Below are 25604 nucleotides of genomic sequence, written 5' to 3'. Positions count from 1 at the left end.
CTGATGACAGCAGCGGATGCAGTGCCCATAGTCTTCGTCCACGGGACGCGCTTCAGCGCGGGACAGTGGAGCATGCAGCTTGCCGCGCTCCGGGAGGAGTTCCCGGTAGTCGCCATCGACCTGCCCGGCCATGGGGAGCGCAGCGCCCAGCCCTGGAGCCTGAGCACCGCGACGGAGATCATCGCTTCCGCGGTGGACTTGCTCGATCGCGGGCCGGCTCTGGTCGTCGGGCACTCGCTCGGTGGCTACGCCGCGTTGGAGTTCGCGCGGTGCTGCCCGGAACAACTGCGCGGAATGGTTCTCGCGGGTGCCAGCGCTTCCACCCGTGGCCTCCGGGTAACGCCCTACCGGTGGCTCGCCAGGCTGGTCCCCCGTCTGCCGGAGGATCGCCTGGCCCGGTGGAACGACCAGTTGCTGCGGCGGCTCTACCCACAGGAAGTGGTGGAGGCGACCATCCGCACCGGCTACGCCTTCCGTACCCTGCCAGCAGCCTGGGACGAAGTACTCGGACGCTTCGACGCGGACGCGATGCGTTATGTACACGCTCCGGTCCTCATCCTGAACGGCGAGAAGGACACCGTCTTCCGCGCCGGGGAGGCGGATTTTGCCCGCGCGCATCCACACGCTCGCATCGAATTGATCCCGCGGGCACGACACCTTGCGAACTTCGACGACCCCGATGCCTTCACTGATGCCGTCCGCCGCTTCGCCCGCCAGCTTCCTGCGGTCCGCTGAGCGCACCACAGTCGGGAGCACCCGGCGCGCCTCAACACCTCGACGACAACGTGCACTCAGTTGTGATGGCCAGTGCGGCCCGGGCGAAGGCGAAGGGCACCGACTGCTGGGCAGACCTCCTGAAGGCGACGATGGCGGAGGGGGTGGTGCATGACGCAGTGCCGGAGTACGACCACAGGAGGAGAGCCGCCACCTCCCGCGGTCGCAGGCCGGCCGCCGGTCCGGGGTACCCGGTTACCACTCCGGTCGCAGCCGGCGGCGACCTGGGGCCGATGCGGCGGCGCGGACCCGGCACCGAGCATAGCCGGATGACCGAAACCATCCCGGGGCTGTTCCTGTCCCTTCCGGAAGTCCTCGTCCTGCTGGGCGCCGTCGCGCTGCTGGTGGCGCGCTGGCTCCCCCTGGCCGCCCGCCGGCCCATCACCGTCGTGGCGGGGGCGGTCCTCGTGCCGTCGGCGATCGTGCTGGGCATCGTGGGGATCCGCTGGCAGATGCTGCCGGTCTTGGCCGGCGCCGCCGTCGCCTCGGCGTTCGCCCTCCCGCCCCTGCTGCGGCGCGGTGCCGGCCGACCGGCATGGCGGGCCCGCTGGTGGCTGGCCCTGCCGGGATCGCTGGCATGCGCCGGCCTGATCGCCGCCGGCCCGGTGGCCGCCTGGGCCTTCCCCGTGCCCATATTTCCCGAGCCGACGGGCGCCTTCGCTGTCGGAACCCGGGTGGTGCAGTGGACCGACCCGCTCCGCCCCGAGAGCTTCACCACCGATCCGGACGATCGGCGCACCCTCGTGGTCCAACTCTGGTACCCGGCGCAGGAGAGCCCTGGGGGCGTCCCCCGGGCCCAGTACCTGGGACGCACGGAGGGCGAGGCGCGGACCGTCTCCGAGGCCCTCGCCGGCGGGGTCGGCCTGCCCGGTTTCCTGGTCGACGGCGTACCAAGAGCCCGCAGCCGCGCAGTCGTCGACGCCCCGGTGGCTGGCGGGGGAGAGCGGTTCCCGGTCGTCCTCTTCTCCCCGGGGTCGGGCGGGGTGCGCTCCCAGAACACCGCCTGGGCGGAGGAGCTGGCCAGCCACGGCTACCTCGTCGCCGCCCTCGACCACCCGTACGACTCCACCGTCGTCGTCCTCGACGACGGCCGCATCATCCGCGCCACCACCGCCTCCTCCGGGGACCGCGACAGGGACGAGGAACTGGCCGCCGACTGGACCGCCGTCCGGGCCGCCGACCTCGGCTTCGCCCTCACCCAGCTGGAGCGACTGGACCGCGGTGAGAGCGCCGACCCGCTGACCGGATGCCTGGACACCGGCCGCGCCGCAGTGGCCGGCCACTCGCTGGGCGGAGCCGCCGCCCTGCAGGTGGCCCGGCAGGACCGCCGGTTCGACGCCGTCGTCGACCTGGACGGCTACCCCCACGGCCCCACCGCGCCCGACCTCGAGCAGCCAGCGCTCGCGCTCACCCAGGAGATCACCGCCGGCACCGACCCGCGCTACCTGCCCCGGCTCACCGAGGCCCTCGAGCACAGCACCGCGACGAGCTACCGGCTCACCGTCCCCGGCGCCGGGCACCTCACCTTTATGGACGGCCCGCTCTACCTGCCGCCGGTGCCCTCGATCGTCGGCACCCTGGGCCGCACCGAGAGCCCGCGCGTCGTCGCCGCGGCCACCCTTGCCTTTCTGGACGCCACTCTGCGAGGCCGCCCCGGCGACCCGGCCGACACCCTCCGGGCCTACGGCACGGTCTCATCATCAGGGGCTCGGGGAACTGCGACGCCAACCCCGTGATCGGCCTTACGCGCGTGTTCGGCAATCCACGGGGTCGGCCTCGCAGTTCCCCGAGCGCCGGAGCTGTCGGGGCGATCATGTAACCGTCGTTTGGGAGCTGCGTTCTCGCGAGCATGACCTGCGCGTTTTCCGCCTGCGGTTCTGCCTCGCCGTCGACCGCGATCGGCTCGGCGTGCCCGCGTTGGACGGGCCAGTCGGAGCCTTCCCGCGCGACCCACTGCGTGAGGGCTGCCAGGCCCGCTGGAACGCCTACTGCGCCTTGGACGGCCCCTTGACCCCGCCGCCCGTAGCCGCGGCCGGTGCGGCGACGGGCGCCGGGGTCTGGGCGGCTCGTACGCCGAGCGCGGCCAGCCGTTCCTGCTGCACGGGCGTGGATCGGGCACGGGCGGCGTGGTGGGCGCTGTCGGTCCGGGACCGGGTCGCTGCCCGGGGCCTGCTGTTCGCGGCCGCCCGGTCGGTCGGGCCAGCTCGGGCTGGCGTAGGCCGACTTCCTGCGCTGGGGTGAGCGCGGACGCCGTGCGTGGGTGGTGGCTGTCCGTCGTTGTCGGGGCGGGGTGGTTCTGAGGGTTCAGTGGATTGGGGTCGGGTTGTCGGTGGGTGTGGTCTTGGGGAGGAGGTTGAGGAAGGGGATGCAGATGATGGTGACGGTCATGACGGTGATGATGGCGAGGGTCATGGCGTGGTCGGGGGCTCCGCCGTGGAGGTAGACGGTGGTGACGGTGGCGGAGCCGAGGGCGGTGGCGAGTTGCTGTACGGCGGTGAGGGTGCCGCTGGCGCTGCCGGCTTCGGCGGGGTCGGTGTTGCCGATGGTGATGTCGAAGAGGGTGCCGAAGCAGGCGCCCATGCCGATGCCGGCCAGGACGCTGGCGGGTGCCAGGGAGAGCAGGGTGACGTCGGTGCCGCTGGTGGTCACCAGGGCGAGGAGCCAGCCGGCGCCGGCGAGGGTGATGAGCATGCCGGCGAGGATGAGGAGGCGGCCCAGCTTCTTGGTCAGGGCCATGCCCGCGCCGGCGCCGACCATGATGCCGAGGGTGAGCGGGAGCATGCCGACGGCCGCACTGCCGGGACTGGCGCCCAGGGCCTGCTGGATGAACAGGGAGATGACGAAGGCCAGTCCGTTGGTGACGGCGAAGAACATCAGCCCGACCAGCAGTCCTGAGGTGAAGCCCTTGTTGCGGAACAGGGAGGGCGTGATGAGCGGGGCCGGGGCCGTGCGCTGACGGCGTGCGAACAGCAGCAGGAAGACCACGCCGGCGGCCAGGGCCGCGAGGGACAGGACGCTCCAGTCGGACTCGGATCCGTCGATCAGCCCGAACATGGTCCCGAACATGGCCAGGGCGAGGATGCCCGCGCCGATCCCGTCCACGGTGACCGTCGAGTCGGTGTGGTCGCGGGGCAGGAGCCGGGCGGCCAGGGCGACGCCGATGGTGCCCAGGAGGAGATTGACCAGGAAGATCGGCCGCCAGGAGAGCCCGGCGAAGTCGGCGTCGATGACGAATCCGGCCAGGACCGGGCCGCCGATCGTGGCGATGCCGAGCAGCGGTCCGAACAGGTTAAACGAGGTGCGCCGCATCTCGGGCGTGAAGTGGCGGGTGATGATCGCCATGCCCTGCGGGATCAGGAGCGCACCGAAGGCGCCCTGCAGGATCCGGGCGCAGATCATCACTCCGGGTCCGGTGGCCAGTCCACAGACGGCGGAGGCGAGGGTGAAGCCGCTCATGCCGATGAGGAAGAGGCGGCGCTGTCCGTAGCGGTCGCCGAGGCGTCCTCCGATGGCGAGCAGGACCCCCATGGCCAGGGCGTAGGACGCGCCGAGCCATTTGATCAGGCCGTCCCCGCCCCCTATGTCTCCCGCGATCGTGGGCGCTGCGATGTTGGTGACGGTGGCGTCGATCATGTCGAGCGCGTCGGCGAGCAGGACCAGGAGCAGGACCGCCCACATCGTGAGCTTGCCGAGCCGTGCCGCTCCTGTCGGAGGCCCAGGAGGGCCGGTCTGTGCGGTGGTGGTCATGGCGGCCTCCGAGAGTGAACGACATTCGAATTACCACAGAGACTGAAACACAACTACAGCCAAAAGTGAAACGAGTAGGGTTTTGAAATGTGTGGTGCTACCTTTCAGTCATGGCGACCACTGGAGCCGCGCCCGGCAGGCGCGAACGCAAGAAGGCGGCAACCCGCAGGGCCCTGGCCGACGCGGCCCTGGAGCTCTTCCTGGAGCACGGGTACGAGAAGGTGACGATCGCGCAGATCGCCGAGGCCGCGGACACCGCGACCACGACCCTGTTCGCGCATTTCCCTGCGGGCAAGGAAGCACTGATCCTCGCCGACAGCGGGGAGCGGGAAGCCGCTCTGGTCGACGCGGTCCGCAACCGGCCCGAGGGCTGCTCGGCACTGGAGGCCCTGCACGGCTTCTTCCTGGGCCGGGCCCCCTTCGCCGACGAGGATGACCTGCCGGAGCAGTACCGGCGTGCGTCACAACTGATCATGGACACCCCGGCACTGTGGGCTTACGCCCGTCAGGTCTGGGTGGCCTGCCAGGAGCCGCTCGCCGCCCTGCTCGCCGAAGCCGCAGGCCGGAGCGAGCCCGACGAGTCGCTGCGCCTGTTGGCGCGCTACGTGCTGGAGACCCCGGACGTGGCATCACGCCGTCCCGACCGCAAGGCCTCCCTCGCCGAGGCGTTCCGCCGTCTCCAACTGGGCTGGCCCGAAATCTGATCACGCCTCCGCCGCCACCTGAGGGCCCCACCCGCGACACCCTGCAAGGAGCCCCCGTGGCCTGGAACGTTCACAAGCCCCGGCGCGCCGACGGCGCCACCGTGCTGGTGACCGGCGGCAACGCCGGCATCGGCTACTTCATCGCCGAGCAGCTCGCCGGCGCCGGAGCGACCGTCATCATCGGCAGCCGCAGCCCGGAGAAGGCCGTCGCCGCCGTGGAGGCCATCTCCAGCCGCGTGCGCGGGCCCCAGGTGCAGCACATACCGCTGGACCTGGCCGACCTCGCCTCTCTGCGGACATCCGTCAGCCGACTGGAGACCGACGCCCTGGACGCCGTGGTCCTCAACGCGGGCGTCGCTCTCGACGCCCCGCCGCGCATGCAGAACCGGCCCGGCCACGAGCTGATGTTCGCCACCAACCACCTCGGCCACTTCGCCCTGGTGCACTGGCTCACGTCCCTGCTCAACGCAGCTCCGGCGGCCCGGATCGTCACCATGGGCAGCTTCGCCGCCCGCTCCGAACGCCTCGACCTCGACGACCTGCAATCCGTACGCGGCTACGATCCCAAGCGCACCTACGGACGCTCCAAACTCGCCCAGATGCTCTTCGCCTTCGAACTCGACCGCCGGCTCCGCGCCTCGGACAGCACCTGCATGAGCGTCGTCGCCCACCCCGGCGGCGCCCTGGACGCACTCACCCCGCCCCGCCCCGGCATCCACCAGCGCTCTGGCCCCCGGCACCTCCTGACCCTCCCCGCGAAACTCCTCCTTCAGGGCAAGGACGCAGGGGCCTGGCCCGCGGTCCGGGCCACCCTCGACCCTGAGGTCCGAGGCGGCCAGCTGTGGGGTCCCGGCAGGCTCGGCCTCAGCGGCAGGCCCCACCTTGAAACACCCCACCCCCACATGACCGACCCGCCCACCGCAGAAGCCCTCTGGGCAGCGAGCACCCAACTCACCCGCGTGGACCCCTTTGCGCCCTGACGTCCACCAGCAGCGACCTCCAGCGGCGCATTGAGCGCTATCGGCTGCGACGCCGACCCCCACGGCCGACGGCCGGCACAGAGGTGGTGTCGTCGGTGAGGGCGATGATGCGTTTCCCCGGGGTTCCGGTTCCGTTTTCGTCGTCGCGGTGGGCGGCGGCGATGCGTTCCAGTGGGTAGGTGGCTGCAATCAGGGGCTTGAGGTATCCGGCCTCTACTTCGCCGGTTGCGGTGGAGGTGGGAGAGAGTAGAAGCCCGCACCCTGTAGTGGCGGGGACCCGGCGGCGCCCTGCACGCGTCCGCGTCTGCTGCAGTCGCAGGCACTGCCGCCGGCCCGCCCCGCTCCAGCAGCGAAGCCAGGTCGGGCCTTGAGCAGTTCGTGCCATCCGGTGCCCAGGCCGTGGACGTCACCGGCACCACCGCCCGCTCCGGCCGCACACCACGACCAGCCGACCTGGGCCGCGGGCAGGGGGAAGGGCGCGGGCGCGCCCTGGCCTGCGAAGGCACCTGTCACCCCGTGGCGGGGTAACCGGCCAGGCGGTTGCGCGTTGAACGGGATATGACCACGAGGATGGGGGCCGCCCCAGCTGCCGCCGGGCAACAGAGAGTGGAAGAAAGGGTTCTCCCCCCCGGCTTCCCGCCGATCTACGCGGCTCTCGTCCGGGAGTGGCAGGCCGCTGGCCGGCTCGTCCCCGGCCAGCGCGGCGAGGAACGAGCCGCCCCCTCCGGGAGCCGCCCCCGGCCCGGCTCCTGATCCACCCCTCACGTGGTGTCCGCCCCTCGAGCCCGGACACCGCACCCGGGGGTGCGCCCCGCGTATCGGCGCGCACCCCGGAACCTGCCGGAGCGGCGCACCATGGTTGGGCCCGCCGCTCCGGCAGACCCCGCTGCACCGTCATCGGCTCCAATGCCGCCGAGGTCTGCGATCACCCACCGGGCAGGCGAACACCGGGCGGGGCCTTGAGCGAGGCCAGCCCGGCCGCGGCTCCGGGAGCTCTCCGCGCGGCCGGGAAGCACGCCGGCCGTGCCGGTCCTCCCGGTCCCCAAACCCGTACGGCCCGTCTTCGCGTGTCCAGGCCGGAGATATGGCCGGTTTCGCACCTCACGCGCCGTCAGTTCCATTACCGGCGGTAGCTTGCCGAAGGGGGCCGGCAAAGGAGCAGTCCCATGAACCACAGCAGTGTGCAGCCAGCGCCGCTCGATCTTCCCGACCACGACTGGCGGTTCCCAATCCCCATTTCCGGGTGTGAGATCTGCGCCGAAGCGGGTGAGGAGCGCCGGCGGGCCCGCCAGTGCGGTGACCTCTCGGCCGTCACCGACCACAACATCACCCTGCGCGGCCACCCTCACAGCCGCGCCCGAACTCCACACTGACCAAAGCCTCCACGGCAGGCGAAGATCCACACCGATCCGGACCCTGGACGGGCTGCAGCCGGCTGTGAGGCGCCGCGGCCCTACCGGCCCCGGGCGCACGAGCGGGAGGTAACGGCGGCAGCAACCCCCAACCGAAGCGGGACATGAGCGCGGGCCGGGATCGGATCGACGCGGAGGGCATCCGTACCCCCTGCGTACGCAATACGTACGGTTCAAGGCGGGTGGGTTCGGCGCCCAAACCTACGCCCATTTCACCCCGAGTCCGGCAAGCGCGGCCGCGCTGCCCGGCGTCTGAGCGGGTGCTTGAGCCGGCGGTGCGTGTCCTACTCGGAGAACAGGCTCCGGAACGTCTCGGCGTGCGCGGTGGCCCATTGCGCGAAGCTGCGGGGAGGGTGGCCGGTGACACGCTCTACCGAAGACGTCACATCGGCCACTGTGGCGGGCACCGTTGCCCACATGTGCAGCATGAAGTCGATGCCTTCCTCGGGCCATCCCTGAGCCTGCCACAGCTCGCGTGCCTGCCTGTCCGTCAGGTGCGTGAAGTGAATCTCGCGGCCGGCCGCCGCCGCGAGGGCGGCGGTCTTGTCGGCCGGGCTGAGTGCCTGGGGGCCGGTCAGGACGTAGCTGCGGCCGGCGTGCCCGCCACCGGTCAGGATGATGCTGACGACGTCCGCGACGTCCTTCTCGTGCACCGAGGCGGTTCGCCGGTCACCGTACGGTTCACGGACTCGGTCCTCGGCGCGGATGGCGTCGCCCCACCCCAAAGCGTTGGCCATCAGGTCGACCGGCCAGAGGAACGTCCACTCCAGAGCGCTGCCACGCACCGCCTCGTCCAACCCCTCCCCGTCGCCGGGCGACAGGACCGTGATACGGCGCACGCCTGCCTCGGCGGCCATCGTCAGGATCTCGCTCCCGGTCCGCAGGGGTGCGTGGTCCACCCCCGTGGTGCCGAGCAGGTGAAGGCCGCCGACGCCGTCCAGCGCCGCGGCCAGGGACGACGGCTGCTCCAGGTCACCTTCCACCACCTCGACACCCGCCGGCGGCCGGTGGACGCTCGCATCGCGGGTCAGCACGCGGACCGTCCGGCCCGTGAGCAGCAACCGTTCCACGATGTGGCGGCCCAGGTTCCCCGTCCCGCCGGTCACCAGAATCGTCATTCGGAGTTCCCCCTCGCCGAGTCCCGCAGGCATTCCTGCCGAGGACGCAACGCTAGAAGACATCCAGGTCAATACGTGACCTAATTCCCGGGCGAGGCCCGGCGGCCTGGCCTTGGCCCTCCTGGCCGGGACGCTGGTGCTGGACGGTGCGCTCGGGCGCTCTCCACTCCCGCGGGCCCCCGGGATCAGGCCGGACGCCCCGCGCCGGGGCCGCCGGGCTCGGCGCGGGCCCGGGCCGACCGGGAGCTGTCGGCGCGGCTGCTGGAGGCTTATAGCCGCAGCGCGTTACCAAGCTGCCATTCCTGGCCCACCACACTCGCTGGTGTCCGCGGCGGGGGCCGGCTCCCGCTCCACCACCACCCCGGCCGCCGCGGCATCCGGCCAGCCGGCCCCGACGGAGGCCGCCGTCTCCGCCCACCGGCAGCAGGCGGCACCGGTCAGGAGCGCGGGGCGTACGCGGTGACGGCGAAGGCCCCCACATCCGGACGACAGGCCTTGCGGGTGTGGACGGATCGGGTATGGGCGGCTTGATGGGCGCTGTCGGACCGGGACCGGATCGCTGTCGACGGCATGCTGCTGACCGGCGTGCTGTTCGCGGCCGCTTGGCGGGCGGGCCACCTCGGCATGGTGCAGACGGACTTCGTCCTGTCGGTCCTGGCTGGCACGGCGGGCGTGGCCACCTTATACCGGGGCGCCGTCCACCGGCCGCGGCCCGCTCCGCCCGCGGTGGGTGGGGCCGCTGGCGTGGCTTTCGGAGGATGTCCGGCGGCACGCCGCCCGCGAGGCGGGCACCGCCCCCGGCGCCTGACCGGGAACAGCCGCGCGGATAGGGGAAACGGCTCACCTTCGCTCGCGCGGAGAGGACCCGCGGGCGACCTCGTTGGCGGGGGAGACGGTCGGCTCACCTTCGCTCGCGCGGAGAGGACCGCTCCGGCCGCCGCGGCACCCGCCCCGGCACCCGCCCCGGCGCGCGGCCCGTCCTCCGCTCCCGATCCGGCTCCGGCTGACGCCCGTGTGCCCGCTCCCGCTCCCGCCCCTGCTCCTGCTGCTGTGCCGGTGGGGGAGGCCGTCGATCCGTGGGCGCCGCCCGCGAGCCGGGACGCGAAGCGTTCCTGGGGTCCGCTGACCGAGGGGCTGACCGTGCCGAGGGACCTGGATCTCGGCGACCGGGCGAAGGCCTTGGAACAGCTCGGCGTGAACCGGCTCGCGCACGCCACGATCGTCGGCCTCGTCAGGGACGTGCTGCCAGAGACGGAGGTGGGTCTCCTGGTCCGCTCCCGCCCCTGGCCCCTGCTCGCGGCCCGCATGAACCGGATCCGCGACCAGGGCGGCCCCGCACTCCTCGGCGCGCACCTGGCCCGCCTGAAGGACGACACCTCCTTCAAGGAGGTCTCCGGCTCGGCCGCGGTCGGCCGTCTCGTGGACGCGACCCTGCACTCCCTGACGACACCGCCCTCGGAGCCGCCCGCGCACGCGTCCCCGGTGCGGATCCGGGTCTCCGCGGCGGCGGCCCGCTCCCGCTCCACCACCACACCCGCCGCCGCAGCTCCCGGACAGCAGGCCCCGACGGAAGCCGCGATCCCCGCTCACCGGCAGCAGGCCGCACAGGGCAAGGGCGTGGGGCGTACCCGCTGATGGCGCCACTGGTACCCGGTATCCGGGCCGCGCACGCCGCGAGCGGGCCCGGGCCCGCGTCACCTACGGGCGGCACCCCGGGCGTGGCCGCCGAGGAAGATCCTCAAGTACGGTCACCAGGACCCTGTCCGGCATGGAGGAGATTCAGCATGGCAACGGATGCGACCACCGGGCCGCAGTCGGTGGAGACCGAGATACGTGGTGACGTGATCATCGTTCGCCCCACCGGCGAGCTCGACGTCGACCAGGCCCCCGCCCTGCGCACCGCGCTCCTCGGCGCCTTGGCCCACACCGGCGGCCCCACCGACGTCGTCGTGGACCTGAGCCGGGTCGACTTCTGCGACTCCTCGGGGCTGAACGTCCTGATCCGCGCCATGCTGGTCGCCCGTGAGTCCGGGCGCGGCCTGTGTCTGGCCGCGCCCGGTAGCCAGGTTGCCCGTCTGCTGGCCGTCACGGGCGCGGACAAGACCTTCGACATCATCCCCACCGCCTTCTGACCGCTCCCGCCCTAGGCTCAGCGCCCCGGGGGTGCGCCCTTGCCGTGCGTGTCCGCGGGTGGGGGAGGTTCGTTGGAGGGGTGGGAGCCAACGCTGTCCCGGGGGTCCGCCCCAGCTTCCGGGACGGGTCCCGGGTCCTGGCGCCTGACCGCTTCCGTCACCGCGGGCCGACCACCGCCGGGCCTGACGGTGACGGGTACCGCGCACGGTGGTGCCGACGTCAGGCGTCAGGGCCACCCCCACCCCGCACCGGGGCCCGCGGGCCCGCCCGGCCTGTCGACGTGCTCGTACCGACTGCTTCAGCTGTCGGTGAGGGCGATGGTCGCGGTGATGCGTTTCCCGGTGGGTCCGCGCTCGATCCCGAAGGCGCGGGCGACGCCCACGACGATCGCGAGCCCCTGCTGTCCGATGCGCAGCGGGTCGGGCGGCAGGATCGCGGGCGGGCTGGGGTTGCTGTCCCACACCATCACTTCCACACAGCCCTCCCGCACTTCCAGGTGCAGCCCGCTCGGCCCGGGCGCGTATTTCCGGGTGTTGGTGACCAGCTCGCTGACCACGAGCTCCACCAGCTCCAGGGCGCGCTCGCTGACCGGCAGGCGGTGCACGTGCCGGAGGTCGGTGAGGAAGCGGCGGGCGAGGTGGCGGGCGGCGGCGATCGGCTCGCTGCCCTTATAGACGGCGGAGCAGGATATGGGGGTGGGGCGGGTCACCACGGGCTGTTCGGCCTCCTATGCCCTCTCGGGTCGGCCACGCTGCGGGCGCGGCCACCGGAGGACTCTAACCGCCTGCCCCGGATCGCTCGGCGCACCGGCCTGCCCCCCCGGACAGAGCAGTCCCCGGCGCCCCGCCTGCTGCTCCACGCTGCCGCGGAGCTCGCCTCCCGAGCCGTACAGGGGCGCGGAAGCGGAATCATCCCGCCCGTATCCGAACCGGTCACGGCCGGGGCGAACCGGCTTCCGGACCACGGCCAACCGGCATGGTCTGCGCCGGTATGTTGGGCAGCCGATAGCGGCCGCGAGACCAGCGGGCCGGGCGGATGTTGGGGAGTACGCAGGTGGAACAGCAGGTCCAGGTCCTACCCGACGAGGACGGTGTCCGCGTCATCAAGTGCGCAGGCGACTTCGACCAGGACACCCTGGCCCCCCTCACCCAGGCCTGTACGGACACCGTGGACGACCCCGCCGTACGACGCATCGTCCTCGACGTCACCCAGGTCGGCTTCGCCGACTCCTCCATGCTCCACGTGATCGTCCGCATGCTGCGCACCGGCCGCCTGGTCGTCGCCGGCCCGGTCCCCGAGCAGCTGGGCCGTCTCCTGGACCTCACCCAGGTACGCGACCTGCTCCCCACCGCCGACGGCATCGACGCGGCCCGCACCCTGTAGACGGAGCCCGTGCCTGCCACCCGTCCTCGCCATGTCCGCGGTGACCTCCATGGACCGCGCCGCCTTGAGCGTGCTCTGTCCTCTGCGGGGGGCGGGCGGGGTCAGCGGCGGTGGCGTCCGCGTTGCTGGGGTTCGGCGTGCTGAGGTTCGGCGACGGCCAGGAGGACGAGCGCCAGTCCGAGGGGCAGGAGGAATAGCAGGAGGAGATGCATGCGGCTCTCCTGCCCCGAGGCGACCGCAGGATGCCGCCGGCTCCGGGGCCGGACGCCGGTTTGGGTCGGTGTCAGCCTGCACCGACATGGGTGTGCCGGTCAGGCCCGGTGCCCGCTTCGACGGGGGCAGTACCGCCGGGCCGCCCCACTCCTTTCCCGGGGCTCGGCCCGGGAGCAGGCGAGACTGGCCCCGGACCCGGCGGCGTACCAACGTCCGGCCGATGCTGCCGCCGCCGGGCTCCTTTCGCCCGCGCCCGCCCTAGACGCCCTCCGTACGCCACATGTACGCAATATGTACGGTTCGTGGGGGCGGGGTGCCGCCCCGCTGCGGTTGGCCGTCGCGTTCGGCCGGCCTGCGGCCGCTCCCCGCTGAGGCCCGCCGCCTCGCCCCGCCGCTCCGGCCTCCGCCAGGCCGCCCAAGCCCTGGCCGAGTCGGCACGGGCTCACATTGCGCCTACCGGGCCCAGCCCACGCCAAGCTCGGCGAGCGCGCGCAGCTGCGCCTGGTCGAGCCGGTCGCGACGGGCTCTCATGTTCCCGAGCCAGATCCCGGTGCGGTACTCGATCCCGTCGGCCAGGACCTCGACCACGCCGCGCCGGCAGCCGGCCCTCCCGCATGACGTACTGCGCGAGCGCTTCCACGCCCTTCTGGAACGCCCCGCCGCCCGCGCCGGGCCCAGCCGCCACAACCGCCTTCGCGGGGGCCTTACGGGCCCGTAAGGCCTTCTTCACGCCCAGCTCACCGAACCGGCGCTTCTGCTCGGCGTTCAGCTTCCGAAGTCCCGGTGCTGGGCGGCGAGCCGGCGCCGGGACGCTCGTGTGGGTGATCGACTCCTACTCCTCCTCCGTGTTGCTGGCGCTGCCAAGGATGCCGATGGGGACGCCGTGCAGGTTCGCGAGGCCGTTCTGGCTGTCCGTTTCAGGTGTCAAGTCGGCTCCGCCGCATTGGTTGAGGGCGCTGCCGAGGGGGAGACCGAGGAGGTTGCCGTCGGCGGCGCCGGTGCCGGTGGTGGTGGTCCCGGCGGCGTGGGGTCCGGTGTTGTGGTTGGCGCAGTTGGTGCCGAAGGCCGGTGACAGGACGTCACCGATGCCTCCGGCGGAAGCCGGTACGGCGGCTGCGGCCAGTGCCGCCGCCGCGCCGGCGGTGAGTACGAAGGTCGTGGCTGCCTTGTATGTGGTCACCCCTGGAGAACGACCTCCATCGGCAGCGGGTGCGCATCCCAACCACCCGCCCGGGTATCACCGCGCCCAGCCGATACCGAGTTCGGCGAGCGCGGCGAGCTGGGCCTGGTCGAGTTTGTTGCGTCGGGCCTTGGTGTTGGTGATCCATACGCCGAGCTTGACGATGACCGGTTCTGCTTCGCCGTCGACGGTGATGGTCTCGGCGTGCCCGCGGGGCACGGGCCGGTCGGTGCCTTCCCGCTCGACCCACCGGGTGAGGGCTGCCAGGCCCCGCTGGAACGCCTGCTGCGCCTTGGACGCCCCCTTCGCCTCGCCACCCGGGTCCGGGCCCGCGGCCGCCGGGGCGGGAGCCGGTGACGGCGCGGGTGTTACGCCGAGCGCGGCAAGTCGCCCGAGCGAACACCGCGCCCGCGAGGCGGGCACCGCCCCCGGCGCCTGACCGGGCGGAACTGCGCGGAAGGGGGGCAGGCAGCGCCGGACCGGCGGCAGCGTGCTGGCGGGGACCAGACTGGCCGCGGACGGCTGGTGGGCGCAGTGGTCCGGGTACGAGCTCTCGGGCACTGCCTTGGCCCTGCGGGCGGGATGGTGGTGCTGGGACGGGCTGGAGAAGTGCAGCAGCGCCGACTCGGCCGCGGGCGGTACCGCTCTGCTCCCGGTCCTCGCCGTCCTCCTCTCAGGCCCCGGACCCGGTGCCGGCCGCGGCGCTGGCGCTGGTGATCCGGCCGTTCTCGTCGCGCTGGATGTGGACGGTGCGCTCGTGCCGTCCCCGGGACGGTGCCCGGGAGGCGAGCTGCCGCTTCGCGGAGTCCGACGGGCGGTGCGGTGCCCCGCCGGCTCCCGGTGCTCCCGCTACCGCCCGCTCATCCCGAGCCAGTCTCCTCACGGTGATCGCCGATGCCCCCGCACTGCCGCGGACTCGCGCATCCCTGCGATGCCGAAGCCACCACTTCGGGGGCGGGCCGTGGCAGAGGCGATGCACACACGGATGACATCGGCGGCGTGGCACCGCCGGCCGCGCCGGGGGGGGGGCTACCCCGACCATGTGGGGGACCGCTACCCGGTCCGCCCGGTGGCCTGCTGGCCCGATGGTCCGATGGATGTCGAACACGGAGGCTGGGTACGTTCGGATGTCCAAGGAACGGAACCCCCTGTGTTCAGCCTGAAATCGGTGCGTGGTCGCGTGGCCCGCACCACCGTCGTAGGTGCTCTCACCGCAGCGGTGTGCGGCACCCTGATGAGCGGCAGTGCCGCGGCGATCGTCAATGGGAACAATGCCACCGTGCCTTACCCCTTCATGGCGACGATTCCGGAATCGGCCCCGTCACAGGGGCTGTTCGACGGAACCTGCGGGGCCGCGCTGATCGATCCGCAGTGGGTGCTCACGGCCGCTCACTGCGTACAGGGTGAGGCCCTCGTACTCGACGGCACCGTCCGCGTCGGCAGCGGCCGCCGTACGTCCGGGGGCACTGTCCGCGCCATCGACCGGATCGTCGTCCACCCCGGCTACGTGAATGGCTACGAGGGAGGGGCGAACAAGGACGACATGGCGTTGGTCCGCCTCGACCGCCCCGTGGCCGCAACGCCCATTCCACTCGCGAAGCGGGCGGGGGGGCCGGGCACCCTGACCAGGATTCTGGGCTTCGGCACCACTTCGGACACGGAGTTGGCGTTCGCGGACCGGTTGCAGCAGCTCGAAACCCGCAGGGGTGCCACGGCTGAGTGCGCCCCCGGCTATGCCGACCGCACCCGGCTCTGCACCATCAGCCGCGTGCCCCGGGCCATGGCCTGCTTCGGCGACTCCGGTGGACCGCAGCTGCAGAAGGGACGGCACGGACGCTGGGAACTGGTCGGGACCACCTCGGGGCCCGGCGCCCCGGGCGTCGCGTGCTCGGACGGACCAGGGCTGTACAGCAGCGTTCCCGCGTATGCCGACTGGATTCGGAGGACCGTCGGACGCAGCGCCTGATCGCTGACGGGCCGACCACGTGGGCACCACTCTTCACGCGGTCGGCCCAGCCGTGCTCAATGTCCTGCGCGGCACCGACGCCAAGGGCACACGCGGAGCGCAGGGCCGCAGCGCGCGTGCCGCTCCCGCTATCGCGCCCAGTCCGCCCCGAGCTCGGCGAGCGCGTCCAGCTGCGCCTGGTCGAGCTTGTCCCGCCGGCTGCGGGCGTTGGACAACCAGACCCCCAGCCGGACCGGCGTCCCATCCGGCAGCACCTCGGCGTGCCTGCGGGGGACGGGCCGGTCGCCGCCTTCCCGCGCGACCCACCGCGTGAGGGCTGCCAGGCCCCGCTGGAACGCCTGCTGCGCCTTGGACGGCTTCTTCACCCTGCTACCCGCGCCCGCGCCCGCCGGGGGCCGGGGCCGCGGCGGCTCGTACGCCGAGCGCGGTCAGCCGTTCCTGCTGCTCGGCGGAGAGCTGCGCCCAGTCGCGGGCCTGTCGTGTGAGCCACCTGTCGAGGTCGTCGCCGTCGAAGAGCACCCAGGGTCCGATCGCGGGGAGCCGCCCGCCGGCCTCGGTCTCGGCGAGCTGGGCCACGACCCGGTGGTGGCGTTGCCAGTCGAGCGGCCAGGGGCATGCCCAGTCCTCGTCGATCGCGGTCGGCTGCTCGGCGTGGGTGTGGCCCGTTCCGTGTCCTTGCCGAGGCCGACCTTCCTGCGGAGGTTGGCTATGCCCGACCCTTGGGAGCGCTCAGCTCCTCAACGACTGCACCACGACCGCCGCCGACATGAGGAGTCCGGTGGCGACCATCACCTTGGCGGCGGCCGGGCGTTCGCGCGGGTCCGCCCCGGTGGCCAGCAGGAGCTGCAGCGCCGAGGGGAAGAACAGGAACATCCCGGCCATGGCGCCGATGAACGACCACAGCACCAGCAGCGCCGCGATGGTGCCCGCGACGTAGACGAACCCGGACGGCCGGGCGTACAGGAACAACGGCACGGAGACCACCGCGGCGGTCGCGAGGGCGAGCGCCGGGCTGCCGGAATCCGCGAACCACACGATCAGCACAGGTAGGGGGGTGAGCACGGCGCACAGCACGAGGCCGAACTGCCATGGATGAATACTCGCTCGCACAGCGGCCTGCATGACCAACCCTCGAACCCGACGACTTGAACGCGTTCAACCTACCGGAACCGGGGGCGTGCTGCGACAGCAGGAGCCGCGAAGGCCGGCGCCCTGCTGCATGGTTCGGCGCCGAACGAGGAGCGGGGGAGCAGCGCCGCCTGCTCCACGGCCGCCTCGCCCCCCCGAGGCGCTCCAGCTCGTGCTGCTCAACCGCGTGAACGGATCCGGAAACGGTCCAGAAGCCGCCAAACCACGGAACCGGACGGTAGCTGTGTACGGATTATGGCGAGGTTGTTGCGGCTGATGAGGGTGTGGGGGTGGTCGGGTCCGAGGGTGCGTTCGCAGGCGGTGATGTTCTGTTGGTGGAGGTCGGCGGCTTCCTGAAGTCGGCCGAGGTCCTGCAGGGCGACGGCGAGGTTGTTGCGGCTTCCGAGGGTGTGGGGGTGGTCGGGTCCGAGGGTGCGTTCATAGTCGGTGAGCGTCTGTTGGTGGAGGTCGGCAGCTTCCTGATGCCGGCCGAAGTGTCGCAGGGCGTTGGCGAGGTTGTTGCGGCTTCCGAGGGTGTGGGGGTGGTCGGGTCCGAGGGTGCGTTCGCGGTCGGTGAGGTTTTGTTGGTGGAGGTCGGCGGCGTCCTCAGGCCGCCAGAGGTCCTGCAGGGCGTTGGCGAGGTTGTTGCGGCTTCCGAGGGTGTCGGGGTGGTCAGGGCCGAGGGTGCGTTCGCGGTCGGTGAGCGTCTGTTGGTGGAGGTCGGCGGCTTCTTCATGCCGCCCGAGGCCCTGCAGGGCGTTGGCGAGGTTGTTGCGGCTGCTGAGGGTGTCGGGGTGGTCAGGGCCGAGGGTGCGTTCGCGGTCGGTGAGCGTCTGTTGGTGGAGGTCGGCGGCTTCCTGGTGGCGGCTGAGGCCCTGCAGGGCGGTGGCGAGGTTGTTGCGGCTGCTGAGGGTGTCGGGGTGGTCGTTGCCGAGTTCTGGCTGGAGGCGGCTGAGAGCCTGTTCCGCCAAGGTGGCTGCCTGCTCAGGATGTCCGGCTAGGCGAATGCTCCTCGAGAGCATGTCGAGGGTGCGGCCCGCGGTCCCGGCGTCGGGGGTGAGCTGGGCGGTGGTGAGGGCATGGGGGGCGAGGAGCCGGACGGTGCCCCAGCCCGAGCTTTCGGCGTTTGCGGCCTCAGCCACCACGCTTTCCATGCGTGCGGCCAGGGCGTGGTGCCAGTCCTGCGGGTCCGGGACTTCGGCGCGGAGGGAGAGGACGGTGATCTCGCGGACCAGGGGATGGAGGACGACCTGTCCGATGGCGGGGGCGCCGTCTACGGGCGCGGGGGTGTCGAGGAGGCCGTAGGCGTGAAGCCCGTTCACGGCGCTCTCGACGGTCACGGTGGTGGCGGGCAGGCCGCAGGCCGCGGTGACCAGTTCCGGGCTGAGGAAGGAGACCGGTACCGGTGCGGGCGCGAGGAGGGAGAGCAGGCGCAGGACGGGCCGGGCGAGGGTGTTGCCGCTGGCGGTGAGCTGGTCGAGGGAGAGTTCCCAGGTGTAGCGGACCAGGCGGCGCGCGGCCTCGGGATCCGCCCCGCCCGGTTGTTCAGCGCCGAGGAGGGTGGCCAGGTGGCCGTCGAGGGCGTCCTGGTAGGCGCTGAAGGTGCGGTAGCGGCTGCCGGGCGCGGCGAGATAGCGGCCGGCCGCATGCAGGGCGAGGGGAAGACCGCCGAGCCGGACGGACAGACGCTGCGCTTCTGCGGCGGTGCCGGCCGCGGGCGCGGCGTCGAGGAGTACCTGCCCGCCCGCCGACGCCGCCAGCGACGCCACCCGCATCAGCTCGGCCCGTGCGCCCCACACGGCAGGGTCACCGGCCCGGCTGGTCACCAGCAGCAGGCCCCGGCCACCGGGCCGCACCCACCCCCGATAGGACGCCACCGGCTCACCACCAGGCCCCACCGCCCCCGGGTCGTCCACGTTGTCCAGCACGACCAGCCACCGCCCGGCCCGCTCCAGCTGCTCCCACACCAGGTCGGGAAGGCCGGCCCGACCGGCCCGGGCCTCCTCCAGCCGTTCCTCGGCGAGCCCGCAGGCCAGGGCGATCCGGGTCATCTGCTCGGCGAGTTCGCCCTGACCGCGCCAGCGCACCCAGAACACGCGCAGGCCTTCGGCGCGGCCGATGTCCGCGAGCGCGGAGGCGATCGTGGTCTTCCCCACCCCGCCGACCCCGCACAGCACGGCCAGCTTGCCGTCGGGTCGTTTCAGCATCCGGCGCAGCGCCGCGAGCTCGTCGGCCCGCCCGCGGACGGGCCCGGCGCCGTGGGGGGCTGACAGGGATTCGGTTCCGCCGGCCAGGACCCGCTCCAGCGGCACCAGCCTCACCGGCCCCGGCCCGCCGCCGCCGTCCAGGCGGCGGCCGATCACGGCCAGGACGGCCGCTATAGCAACGGAGGCGACGAAGACGGGCCACACCACCCACGGGTTCTTGGCCCAGCCCGGCAGCACATCCGTCACGTAGTTCGTCACCACGGCCGACGCCCCGGCAGCCACCGCTGTCGCGGCCGCAACCACCGAACCCGCCCACGCACTTCTCGCCCGCACCCTGCCCCCCGGCCCTATCCCGCATCACGTACCCTATCCCGCATCACGTAGAGGACGAGCGTAGAAGAGGACGCGGAACGGCACCGCCCGAAGACGCCAACCACGCAAAAAGGCCACGTAGCCGTGGACCGGGTTGCGGTGATCGGGCCGGGAACACCGCGGCAGCCGTTCTCCTGAACGCGGCCGCCTGCAGGGCTCGCACCCGCTGCGCACGCCTCGCGTACGCGATATGTGCGCTCCACGCCGTCGTACCGGCCGTACGGCCGGTGGCCTACCCCCGCCACCGCTCGGCGCCCCGCGGTCCCGCTACCGCGCCCACTCCACCCCGAGCTCGGCGAGCGCGTCCAACTGCGCCCGGTCGAGCTTGTCGCGCCGGGCCCGTGTGTTGGAGACCCACACGCCGAGCTTGACGATGACCGGCTCGGTCTCGCCGTCGACCTCGATCGGCTCGGCGTGCGCGCGGGGCACGAGCCGGTCGGCGCCTTCCCGCGCGACCCGCTGCGTCGTAGGGCGGGCCGTACGGCCGGTGGCCTACCCCCCACCGCTCGACGCCCCGCGGTCCCGTTACCGCGCCCACTCCACCCCGAGCTCGGCGAGCGCGTCCAGCTGTGCCTGGTCGAGCTTGTCGCGTCGGGTCCGGGTGTTGGAGACCCACACGCCGAGCTTCACGGTCACCGGCTCGGTCTCGCCGTCGACCTCGATCGGCTCGGCGTGCCCGCGGGGCACGGGCCGGTCGGCTCCTTCCCGCGCGACCCACTGCGCGAGGGCCGCCAGGCCCCGCTGGAACGCCTGCTGCGCCTTGCCCGACCCGCCCTTCACCCCGCCGCCCGCTGCCGCCGGGGCGGGGGCCGGGGCCTGGGCGGGCGTCACGCCGAGCGCGGCAAGTCGTTCCTGCTGCTCGGCGGAGAGCTGCGCCCAGTCGCGGGTCTGCCGTGTGAGCCACCTGCCGAGGTCGTCGCCGTCGAAGAGCACCCCGGGCGCGATCGCGGGGAGCTGCCCGCCGGTCTCGGTTTCGGCGAGCTGGGCGAGGATCCGGTGGTGGCGTTGCCAGTCGAGCGGCCACGGGCACGCCCAGTCCGGGTCGATGGCGGCCAGCTGCTGCGCGCGGGCGCGGGCCCGCTCCTCGTTCTTCCCGAGACCACCCTTCCGGCGGAGGTTGGCCATCAGCTGTCCGATCGCGAGCTGCTCGCCGTCCTCGCCCCACACCGCGTCCTGCCGGGGTGCGAGGTGCCCGTGTGCCCGCTGGTAGGAGCGGAGACCGGCGAGCTTGGTCTCCCACGCCTCCTCGCCCGGCTCCCACACCATCCCGGCCTCCGGCGCGTCGAGGAGGGTTCTGCGCCGCTCCTCCAGCTCGCCGCCGCGCAGGGCTTTCCGCTGCTGGTGCACCCACCGCCCGAGCGGAAAGTCCTCGGTCACCCCGACCGCGGTCTCCACGTCGTACGGGACCGCGTACAGGCCGGTGATCTCGTTCTCCTTCCGCCAGCGCAGGAGGGCCTGGTACCCCTCCAGCCAGACCAGTGACTCGGGCCGGTAGACGCGGGTCCGCAGGAAGGCGGCGATCGTCGCGGGATCCCGCGGGCTGGAGAAGCGCAGCAACGCGGACTCGGCCGCGGCGCCGGTACCGCCCTGCCCCTGGTCCTCGCCGTCCTCCCCGGCACCGTTCCCGGCGCTGGCGCTGGTGATCCGGCCGTCCTCGTCGCGCTGGATGTGGACCGGCCGCTCGTACCGTCCGCGGGTGAGCGCGCGGGAGGCGAGCTGCTCGACCAGGCGGGCGTCATGCGAGCGGAGGCCCTGAAGCACGGCCACCAAGGGGGCAAAGGACGCCGAGGCGACCATGTCGCCGGGGTCCTCGCCCCGCTCCAGGAAGACCGGGACGATGATGCGGGCGACCTTCGTGGTCCCGTCCGGGTTCGGCCGGAGCGCGCGGCCGATGTTCTGCACGATCTCGACCTGCGACCCGCGGGTGTCCGCGAAGCAGATCGCCTCCACACCCCGTGCGCCGGTGATGTCGACGCCTTCGCCGAGGACGCGTACGGACGCGAGGAACGCCCGGTGCACCCGCCGCCCCCCGGCATCGACGCCGTTGGCGAACTGCCGGAGTACCTCCCGCCGCTCGGCGACGAGGTGGTCCCCGCACAGCCACGCCGCCCACACCCGGTCCGGCGGGACGTGCCGGCCGGTCTCCAGCTCGTAGAACTCGGCGCCGATCGAGGAGCGGGGGAGGAGCGCCGCCTGCGCCATGGCCGCGGCGGCCGCCCCCTCGTCCGTGCCCGCCGCGGTGTACAGCTCGGCCGCGGTCTCGGGCAGCTTCGCCGCGAACGCGGCGGCTTCCTCGACCCGCTGGTGGAACGTCATGACGGTCTTGAGGTTGTGCCGCGCCGCGTGCTCCAGCAGCGCGGCCAGCAGCAGGGCCAGACGCCGGCCCCGCAGCCCGTCCTCGGAGATGGCGAGGATGGGGTCGGGGTCGCGGATCTCCAGCACGTCGATCTCGAACCCGGCGAGGATCCCCCGCTCCACCGCCTCCGACAGCCCCAGCTCCGCCCCCGGGAGCCAGGCCCCGTAGATGCCGTCCGGATCATCGCTCATGCTCGCGATCTCCGGCTCAGGCCCGTCCCCGCCCTTCCGCGGCCGCGGCGCGGCCAGGATCCGCGGAGTCGCCGTCATGTACAGCCGGAAGGCGGCCGGGATCCGCGCGTTGTCGTGGATCGCACTCCAAGGCCGCGCGAGGTCACCGGCGGTGGAGTGCGCCTCGTCCACGACCGCGAGGTCGAACGGGGCCATCACCTGCCCGTACAGCCGCTCCCCGCCGGCGAGCGCGGCCTCCAACGGCCCCCGCACCTTCTGCTGCCCCACGGGCGCCTCGACGTCCTCGCGGTCCACCAGCGAGGCGTACGTGGCGAACACGACGACCGGCCCCGTCCCGGCCCACAAGGCGAGCTGGATCGGGTTCGTCGTCGTACGCACCCCGAGCTGCTCCAGGACCGCGTCGTTCTCCAGCGAGCAGACCGCGACCATCGGAGCCCGGTGCCCGACCCTGCGCCAGGCCTGGGCGGTCTGGACGAGGAGGTCCAGGGTCGGGACGGTGACGAGGATCCGCCCGCGGGGGAAGCACTCCAGCGCGGACGCGGCGGCCATGATCGTCTTCCCCGACCCGGTCGCGGACACGATCGTGCCCCGCACCCCCTGAACGGGTACAGAAGATCTTGCAGAGAATCCAACCCATTTCCGGAACGCCGACTTCTGTACAACCTGGTGTTCCCTGAGCTGAATCACAGACATTCTCCTGGCCTTCGACGACTAATTCCGGTGGGTCTTCAGGTGGCCGTGGAGGGCGAGAACGGCGGTACGGACACCGTGCCGTCCTGGTCGACCACGACCCGTTCGGCGAGCTGCGCCAGAACCTCGGCGGGCCGCAGCCCTGCCCGAGCGGCCGCCGCCCTGATCAGCCGGCCGGAGCCCGCGGACAGCCACAGCTCCGCCCGCAGCTCATCTTGTTCGTCCTGCCGGCGCGCCAGTTGCGCAGCGTGTCCGGACAGGACCTCCTGCCGCCGTTCATCACGCTCTCGTGCCCACTCGCAGCCCTGAACGTCCCGCTCCGGCTCGTACGCGCCCCACCCGGAGGCCTCCATCAGGAGGCTGACGCGCCGCCACTCCCGGTGCTTCGCCGCCCAGACCGCGGCCAGCCGCTCCGGATCCGACCCGTACTCGGAGAACGCCCCGCCGAGCAGGACCCGTTCCGTCTCCCGCTCCCTGACCGCTGCCTCCACGACCCGCTCCACAACCGCAGCCCCGGCCAGACCGTCCCCCTGGCGCCGAACCGAATCCCGCGCCACATCGTCAGCACTCCACATGCCCAATAGTCCTTTTCAGAGAATACCGCTTGCCGCCAAGACGGTCTGTGGATGTCCCATGTTTTTGCCAACGGTACATGCTGCATCTAGCTGATATAGCCGCTACACCGGAACCCAACCAGCGGATCACCCAGCAGCGAGACTGTCGGAGCCGTCTGGCATGCTGCGCCTGTGGAAGAGCTCATGGGAACCCAGAGGCCGGTGCGCAGGATCCTCGACCCGGACGAGGCGATTGCCGTACTGGAACGCACTGTCCCCGGCCTGGTGGCACTGCGCCGGCAGACGCCAGCCGTTTTCGACTGGCGGGCGGTCGAGGGAGAAGCCGGCAGGGCACTGCCGTCCGACTTCAAGTCGCTCGCCGAGTGGTATCCGGCCTTCGACCTGGACGACTTTTTGGCCATCATGCTCCCCTGGCCCGGGCAGGAAATCGGCCAGGTCAACGCGGAGGGCACGCAATCGAAGAGATGGGACTTCGACTACCCCGCGGAACTGCGTCCCGTGGAGCTCGTCTCGACGAGCCTGATGCCCTGGGGGGACTCGGCGGAGGGCGACCAGTTCTTCTGGAGTGTGCTCGGCGATGATCCGGAGCGCTGGCCGGTCACCGTCTGCTCCCGAAACGGCCCCTGGTGGCACTACGAGGGAGGAATGGTCCAGTTCCTGGCGGAGCTCTGCGACGGAGCCCTGGACCCGTGGGCGCTTCCTCCGGTCAGGCCCGAGATCACAGGCTGGGCCGTGGAGGGCGGCGGCCGCCAGCAGCCGGCATGAGCCGAGTCGTCTGACCGTGCTGGGCGGCGCCGGGCACGCAAGACCCGGAAGAGACGACCTAACCGGCCGCCCGGGAAGCAGGCTCAGGGCCGGGGAGTGTAGTGGGCGGGGCTGCGCCTGGAGCGCAGCGGAAGGCCTTCACCGGCCGCGGCCGGCCGATGCCCCTGCGGCTGGTCCTGGAGGCGGAATCGGAAGGACCTGGGCGGGGGACGCCACACACACAGGGCCGGGGGCCCGGATTCTGTGGAACGGGATCACCGCGGGCCGGCGGAGCGGGCTGAACCTTCCCCCGTCTGGGTTGGTGCCGAGGGGCCGTGTGTTGGCCTGCGGGCTGGGCAGTCGGGGAGGCATGACTTCGCTCTTCGTGGTTGCCTCAGAGTTGGCGCGAGACAGGCCGGACGGGCCTCCGTGGTTCAAGTGGGCGTTCCTGGGGGTGTGGGCTGCCCTGCTTCCGTGGGTCCTCTACAAACTGCATCAACACGGTTACTTCAGAAGACGACGCTGACACCCGCACAACAGCAAGACCGGCCACCCCCTCGGCGATGGGAAGGCCCCGCGGGGGCCGGATGTTGAGGTCCCGGTCGTACGATTTCCGGTGTGATCCGTCCTCTCTCAGGTCCTCTCACGTGGAGGTACCCCTTTGCCGCATTTGTGCTGACCCTCCTGATAACCACCTGCTGGTATGGGTTACAGCCGGTCTACCCGGATTGCGTTTTCGCCTACAGCAGCGCTGGGGAGCCGGTGAACGTGAAGGAGGCGTATCAATGGGCAATCGAGTCCGGACAGTGCGAGCCGCCCCATGCCCGTTGGACTACGTGGAGTGGTTGACGCCCCCAGCAGCAACATGACCGGCCCCCCCTCCCTGTAGCCGGCCGCCCGCGAAGCGGGCCCAGCCTGGAGCGCAGTGAAAGGCCTCATCGACCGCGCGCAGCGTGGCCGGTGACCCTCGGTCAACCCCGAAGCGCAGTGCAGGGGCCGGGCCGAGAGTCGGGCTGCCGATATCGCCCCGTACAACCTTCGTAGGGCCCGGGTGGTCTTGGGGGTGATGAATGATTCTGATGCGATGACTGTTGTGGCAGCGCTGTACGAAGCGCACGGTGCGCTTCCTTTTCCTCCTGGTCTTGCCGGTGCGGAGAGGGCGGGCTTCGACCTGGTTATGGTCGATGCGGACATTGGCGGCTGTGTCCACACCTGGTTGGTCAACGGTGGCACGCTCGATGAATGGCGATACAGGGTCCTGCACTGGCGTGGGTCGCAGCTTGAGCAGATCCTGCCTGCCCTGAGGCCCGGTGACAGTCCGACCTACTGGGCCAGGCTCTCCCGGATGGCTGAACTCGTGGCAGTCACGGACCCCAGGCCCAAGGAATCCTTTCCCCTTGAACCATTGACACCGTTCCCGCACCCGGAGAACACCCCCTGACCTAGCCGGCCGCCCGCGAAGCGGGCTCAGGCCCGGGGAGCGCAGCGGACCGGGCCCGGCCGGGAGCGCAGCGAAAGGCCTCACCGACCGCGCGCAGCGCGGCCGGTGACCCTCGGTCAACCCCGAAGCGCAGCGCAGGGGATGACCGAGGGAGTGTGGGAGAGCGCAGCGAACCCACCCCAGGCCGAAGCGCAGCGCAGGCCAGCCCCACCCGACGGGTGGGGCGCCCGGAGCGCAGCGCAGGGCCTTCCCTTGCACAGCGCGCAGCGCTGTGGTACCCGCTCCGCGGG

The 25604-nt window shown here is 72.2% G+C and carries 23 protein-coding genes and 1 pseudogene; 11 read left to right on the top strand and 13 right to left on the bottom strand.

Annotated features, from left to right (window positions below):
- Positions 1 to 3 precede the first annotated feature (3 nt).
- Positions 4 to 735: an alpha/beta fold hydrolase gene (locus ACZ6S8_RS31085; protein WP_469460758.1), complete on the top strand. Its 732-nt coding sequence runs from the start codon at positions 4 to 6 to the stop codon at positions 733 to 735.
- A 308-nt stretch (positions 736 to 1043) separates the two neighbouring features.
- Positions 1044 to 2510: an alpha/beta hydrolase family protein gene (locus ACZ6S8_RS31080; RefSeq protein ID WP_469460757.1), complete on the top strand. Its 1467-nt coding sequence runs from the start codon at positions 1044 to 1046 to the stop codon at positions 2508 to 2510.
- 568 nt (positions 2511 to 3078) lie between these two features.
- Here ACZ6S8_RS31080 and ACZ6S8_RS31075 read toward each other — a convergent pair.
- The gene (locus ACZ6S8_RS31075) at positions 3079 to 4521 is read right to left on the bottom strand and encodes an MFS transporter (protein ID WP_469460756.1); all 1443 of its coding nucleotides are present in this window, start codon (positions 4519 to 4521) and stop codon (positions 3079 to 3081) included.
- Between the two features lie 110 nt (positions 4522 to 4631).
- On the opposite strand from ACZ6S8_RS31075, the gene ACZ6S8_RS31070 reads away from it, so the two are divergent.
- The 3 genes from ACZ6S8_RS31070 to ACZ6S8_RS31060 all read left to right on the top strand — a co-directional run bounded on the left by ACZ6S8_RS31070 (position 4632) and on the right by ACZ6S8_RS31060 (position 7578).
- The gene (locus tag ACZ6S8_RS31070) at positions 4632 to 5225 is read left to right on the top strand and encodes a TetR/AcrR family transcriptional regulator (protein WP_469460755.1); all 594 of its coding nucleotides are present in this window, start codon (positions 4632 to 4634) and stop codon (positions 5223 to 5225) included.
- A gap of 41 nt (positions 5226 to 5266) precedes the next feature.
- A complete protein-coding gene (locus ACZ6S8_RS31065) occupies positions 5267 to 6205 on the top strand; it encodes an SDR family NAD(P)-dependent oxidoreductase (RefSeq protein WP_469460836.1) in 939 nt (312 codons plus the stop codon).
- 1166 nt (positions 6206 to 7371) lie between these two features.
- The gene (locus ACZ6S8_RS31060) at positions 7372 to 7578 is read left to right on the top strand and encodes a hypothetical protein (RefSeq protein WP_469460754.1); all 207 of its coding nucleotides are present in this window, start codon (positions 7372 to 7374) and stop codon (positions 7576 to 7578) included.
- Positions 7579 to 7901: 323 nt separating this feature from the next.
- Here ACZ6S8_RS31060 and ACZ6S8_RS31055 read toward each other — a convergent pair whose 3' ends face one another.
- Complete coding sequence (locus ACZ6S8_RS31055) at positions 7902 to 8735, bottom strand: NmrA family NAD(P)-binding protein (RefSeq protein ID WP_469460753.1); 834 nt, start codon at positions 8733 to 8735, stop codon at positions 7902 to 7904.
- Between the two features lie 1050 nt (positions 8736 to 9785).
- On the opposite strand from ACZ6S8_RS31055, the gene ACZ6S8_RS31050 reads away from it, so the two are divergent.
- Positions 9786 to 10370, top strand: coding sequence for a hypothetical protein (locus ACZ6S8_RS31050; RefSeq protein WP_469460752.1), 585 nt, complete (start codon positions 9786 to 9788; stop codon positions 10368 to 10370).
- Positions 10371 to 10519: 149 nt separating this feature from the next.
- The gene (locus ACZ6S8_RS31045; RefSeq protein WP_469460751.1) at positions 10520 to 10867 is read left to right on the top strand and encodes an STAS domain-containing protein; all 348 of its coding nucleotides are present in this window, start codon (positions 10520 to 10522) and stop codon (positions 10865 to 10867) included.
- 299 nt (positions 10868 to 11166) lie between these two features.
- On the opposite strand, the gene ACZ6S8_RS31040 is transcribed toward ACZ6S8_RS31045, so the two are convergent.
- A complete protein-coding gene (locus tag ACZ6S8_RS31040) occupies positions 11167 to 11580 on the bottom strand; it encodes an ATP-binding protein (protein WP_469460750.1) in 414 nt (137 codons plus the stop codon).
- Between the two features lie 341 nt (positions 11581 to 11921).
- On the opposite strand from ACZ6S8_RS31040, the gene ACZ6S8_RS31035 reads away from it, so the two are divergent.
- Entirely contained in the window at positions 11922 to 12251 is a 330-nt protein-coding gene (locus ACZ6S8_RS31035) for an STAS domain-containing protein (protein ID WP_469460749.1), read from the top strand.
- A gap of 666 nt (positions 12252 to 12917) precedes the next feature.
- Here ACZ6S8_RS31035 and ACZ6S8_RS31030 read toward each other — a convergent pair.
- From ACZ6S8_RS31030 to ACZ6S8_RS31020, 3 genes and pseudogenes are all read right to left on the bottom strand, one after another.
- Positions 12918 to 13052, bottom strand: coding sequence for a hypothetical protein (locus ACZ6S8_RS31030; protein ID WP_469460748.1), 135 nt, complete (start codon positions 13050 to 13052; stop codon positions 12918 to 12920).
- A 244-nt stretch (positions 13053 to 13296) separates the two neighbouring features.
- Positions 13297 to 13644, bottom strand: coding sequence for a hypothetical protein (locus ACZ6S8_RS31025; RefSeq protein WP_469460747.1), 348 nt, complete (start codon positions 13642 to 13644; stop codon positions 13297 to 13299).
- A gap of 57 nt (positions 13645 to 13701) precedes the next feature.
- Positions 13702 to 14034, bottom strand: a pseudogene (locus tag ACZ6S8_RS31020) (helicase associated domain-containing protein); the annotation flags it as partial.
- Positions 14035 to 14794: 760 nt separating this feature from the next.
- Between ACZ6S8_RS31020 and ACZ6S8_RS31015 the strand changes: the two are divergent.
- Complete coding sequence (locus ACZ6S8_RS31015) at positions 14795 to 15610, top strand: S1 family peptidase (protein WP_469460746.1); 816 nt, start codon at positions 14795 to 14797, stop codon at positions 15608 to 15610.
- Positions 15611 to 15738: 128 nt separating this feature from the next.
- Here the strand turns inward: ACZ6S8_RS31015 and ACZ6S8_RS31010 are convergent, their stop codons facing one another.
- The 7 genes from ACZ6S8_RS31010 to ACZ6S8_RS30980 all read right to left on the bottom strand — a co-directional run bounded on the left by ACZ6S8_RS31010 (position 15739) and on the right by ACZ6S8_RS30980 (position 23045).
- Positions 15739 to 15975, bottom strand: a complete 237-nt coding sequence (locus tag ACZ6S8_RS31010) for a helicase associated domain-containing protein (protein ID WP_469460745.1) — start codon at positions 15973 to 15975, stop codon at positions 15739 to 15741.
- Between the two features lie 4 nt (positions 15976 to 15979).
- Positions 15980 to 16186 carry a hypothetical protein gene (locus tag ACZ6S8_RS31005; protein WP_469460744.1) on the bottom strand — a complete coding sequence of 69 codons (207 nt, stop codon included), beginning with the start codon at positions 16184 to 16186 and terminating at the stop codon, positions 15980 to 15982.
- A gap of 153 nt (positions 16187 to 16339) precedes the next feature.
- On the bottom strand, positions 16340 to 16732 hold the full coding sequence (locus tag ACZ6S8_RS31000) for a hypothetical protein (protein ID WP_469460743.1): 393 nt from the start codon (positions 16730 to 16732) through the stop codon (positions 16340 to 16342).
- 185 nt (positions 16733 to 16917) lie between these two features.
- Positions 16918 to 19191: a tetratricopeptide repeat protein gene (locus ACZ6S8_RS30995; protein WP_469460742.1), complete on the bottom strand. Its 2274-nt coding sequence runs from the start codon at positions 19189 to 19191 to the stop codon at positions 16918 to 16920.
- A gap of 393 nt (positions 19192 to 19584) precedes the next feature.
- Positions 19585 to 19746 carry a hypothetical protein gene (locus ACZ6S8_RS30990; RefSeq protein WP_469460741.1) on the bottom strand — a complete coding sequence of 54 codons (162 nt, stop codon included), beginning with the start codon at positions 19744 to 19746 and terminating at the stop codon, positions 19585 to 19587.
- Positions 19747 to 19842: 96 nt separating this feature from the next.
- Positions 19843 to 22557 (bottom strand): helicase associated domain-containing protein, encoded by a 2715-nt coding sequence (locus ACZ6S8_RS30985; RefSeq protein ID WP_469460740.1) that lies wholly within the window; start codon positions 22555 to 22557, stop codon positions 19843 to 19845.
- A gap of 35 nt (positions 22558 to 22592) precedes the next feature.
- Positions 22593 to 23045: a hypothetical protein gene (locus tag ACZ6S8_RS30980; protein WP_469460739.1), complete on the bottom strand. Its 453-nt coding sequence runs from the start codon at positions 23043 to 23045 to the stop codon at positions 22593 to 22595.
- A gap of 267 nt (positions 23046 to 23312) precedes the next feature.
- Between ACZ6S8_RS30980 and ACZ6S8_RS30975 the strand changes: the two genes are divergently transcribed.
- Together ACZ6S8_RS30975 and ACZ6S8_RS30970 are read left to right on the top strand one after the other, a co-directional pair.
- Positions 23313 to 23894, top strand: coding sequence for a hypothetical protein (locus ACZ6S8_RS30975; protein ID WP_469460738.1), 582 nt, complete (start codon positions 23313 to 23315; stop codon positions 23892 to 23894).
- A 1063-nt stretch (positions 23895 to 24957) separates the two neighbouring features.
- Positions 24958 to 25314: a hypothetical protein gene (locus ACZ6S8_RS30970; RefSeq protein WP_469460737.1), complete on the top strand. Its 357-nt coding sequence runs from the start codon at positions 24958 to 24960 to the stop codon at positions 25312 to 25314.
- The last annotated feature ends 290 nt before the right edge of the window (positions 25315 to 25604 follow it).

The sequence above is a fragment of the Streptomyces sp. NPDC048461 genome (assembly GCF_055587105.1).
This window is presented reverse-complemented; position numbering and strand designations above follow the sequence as displayed.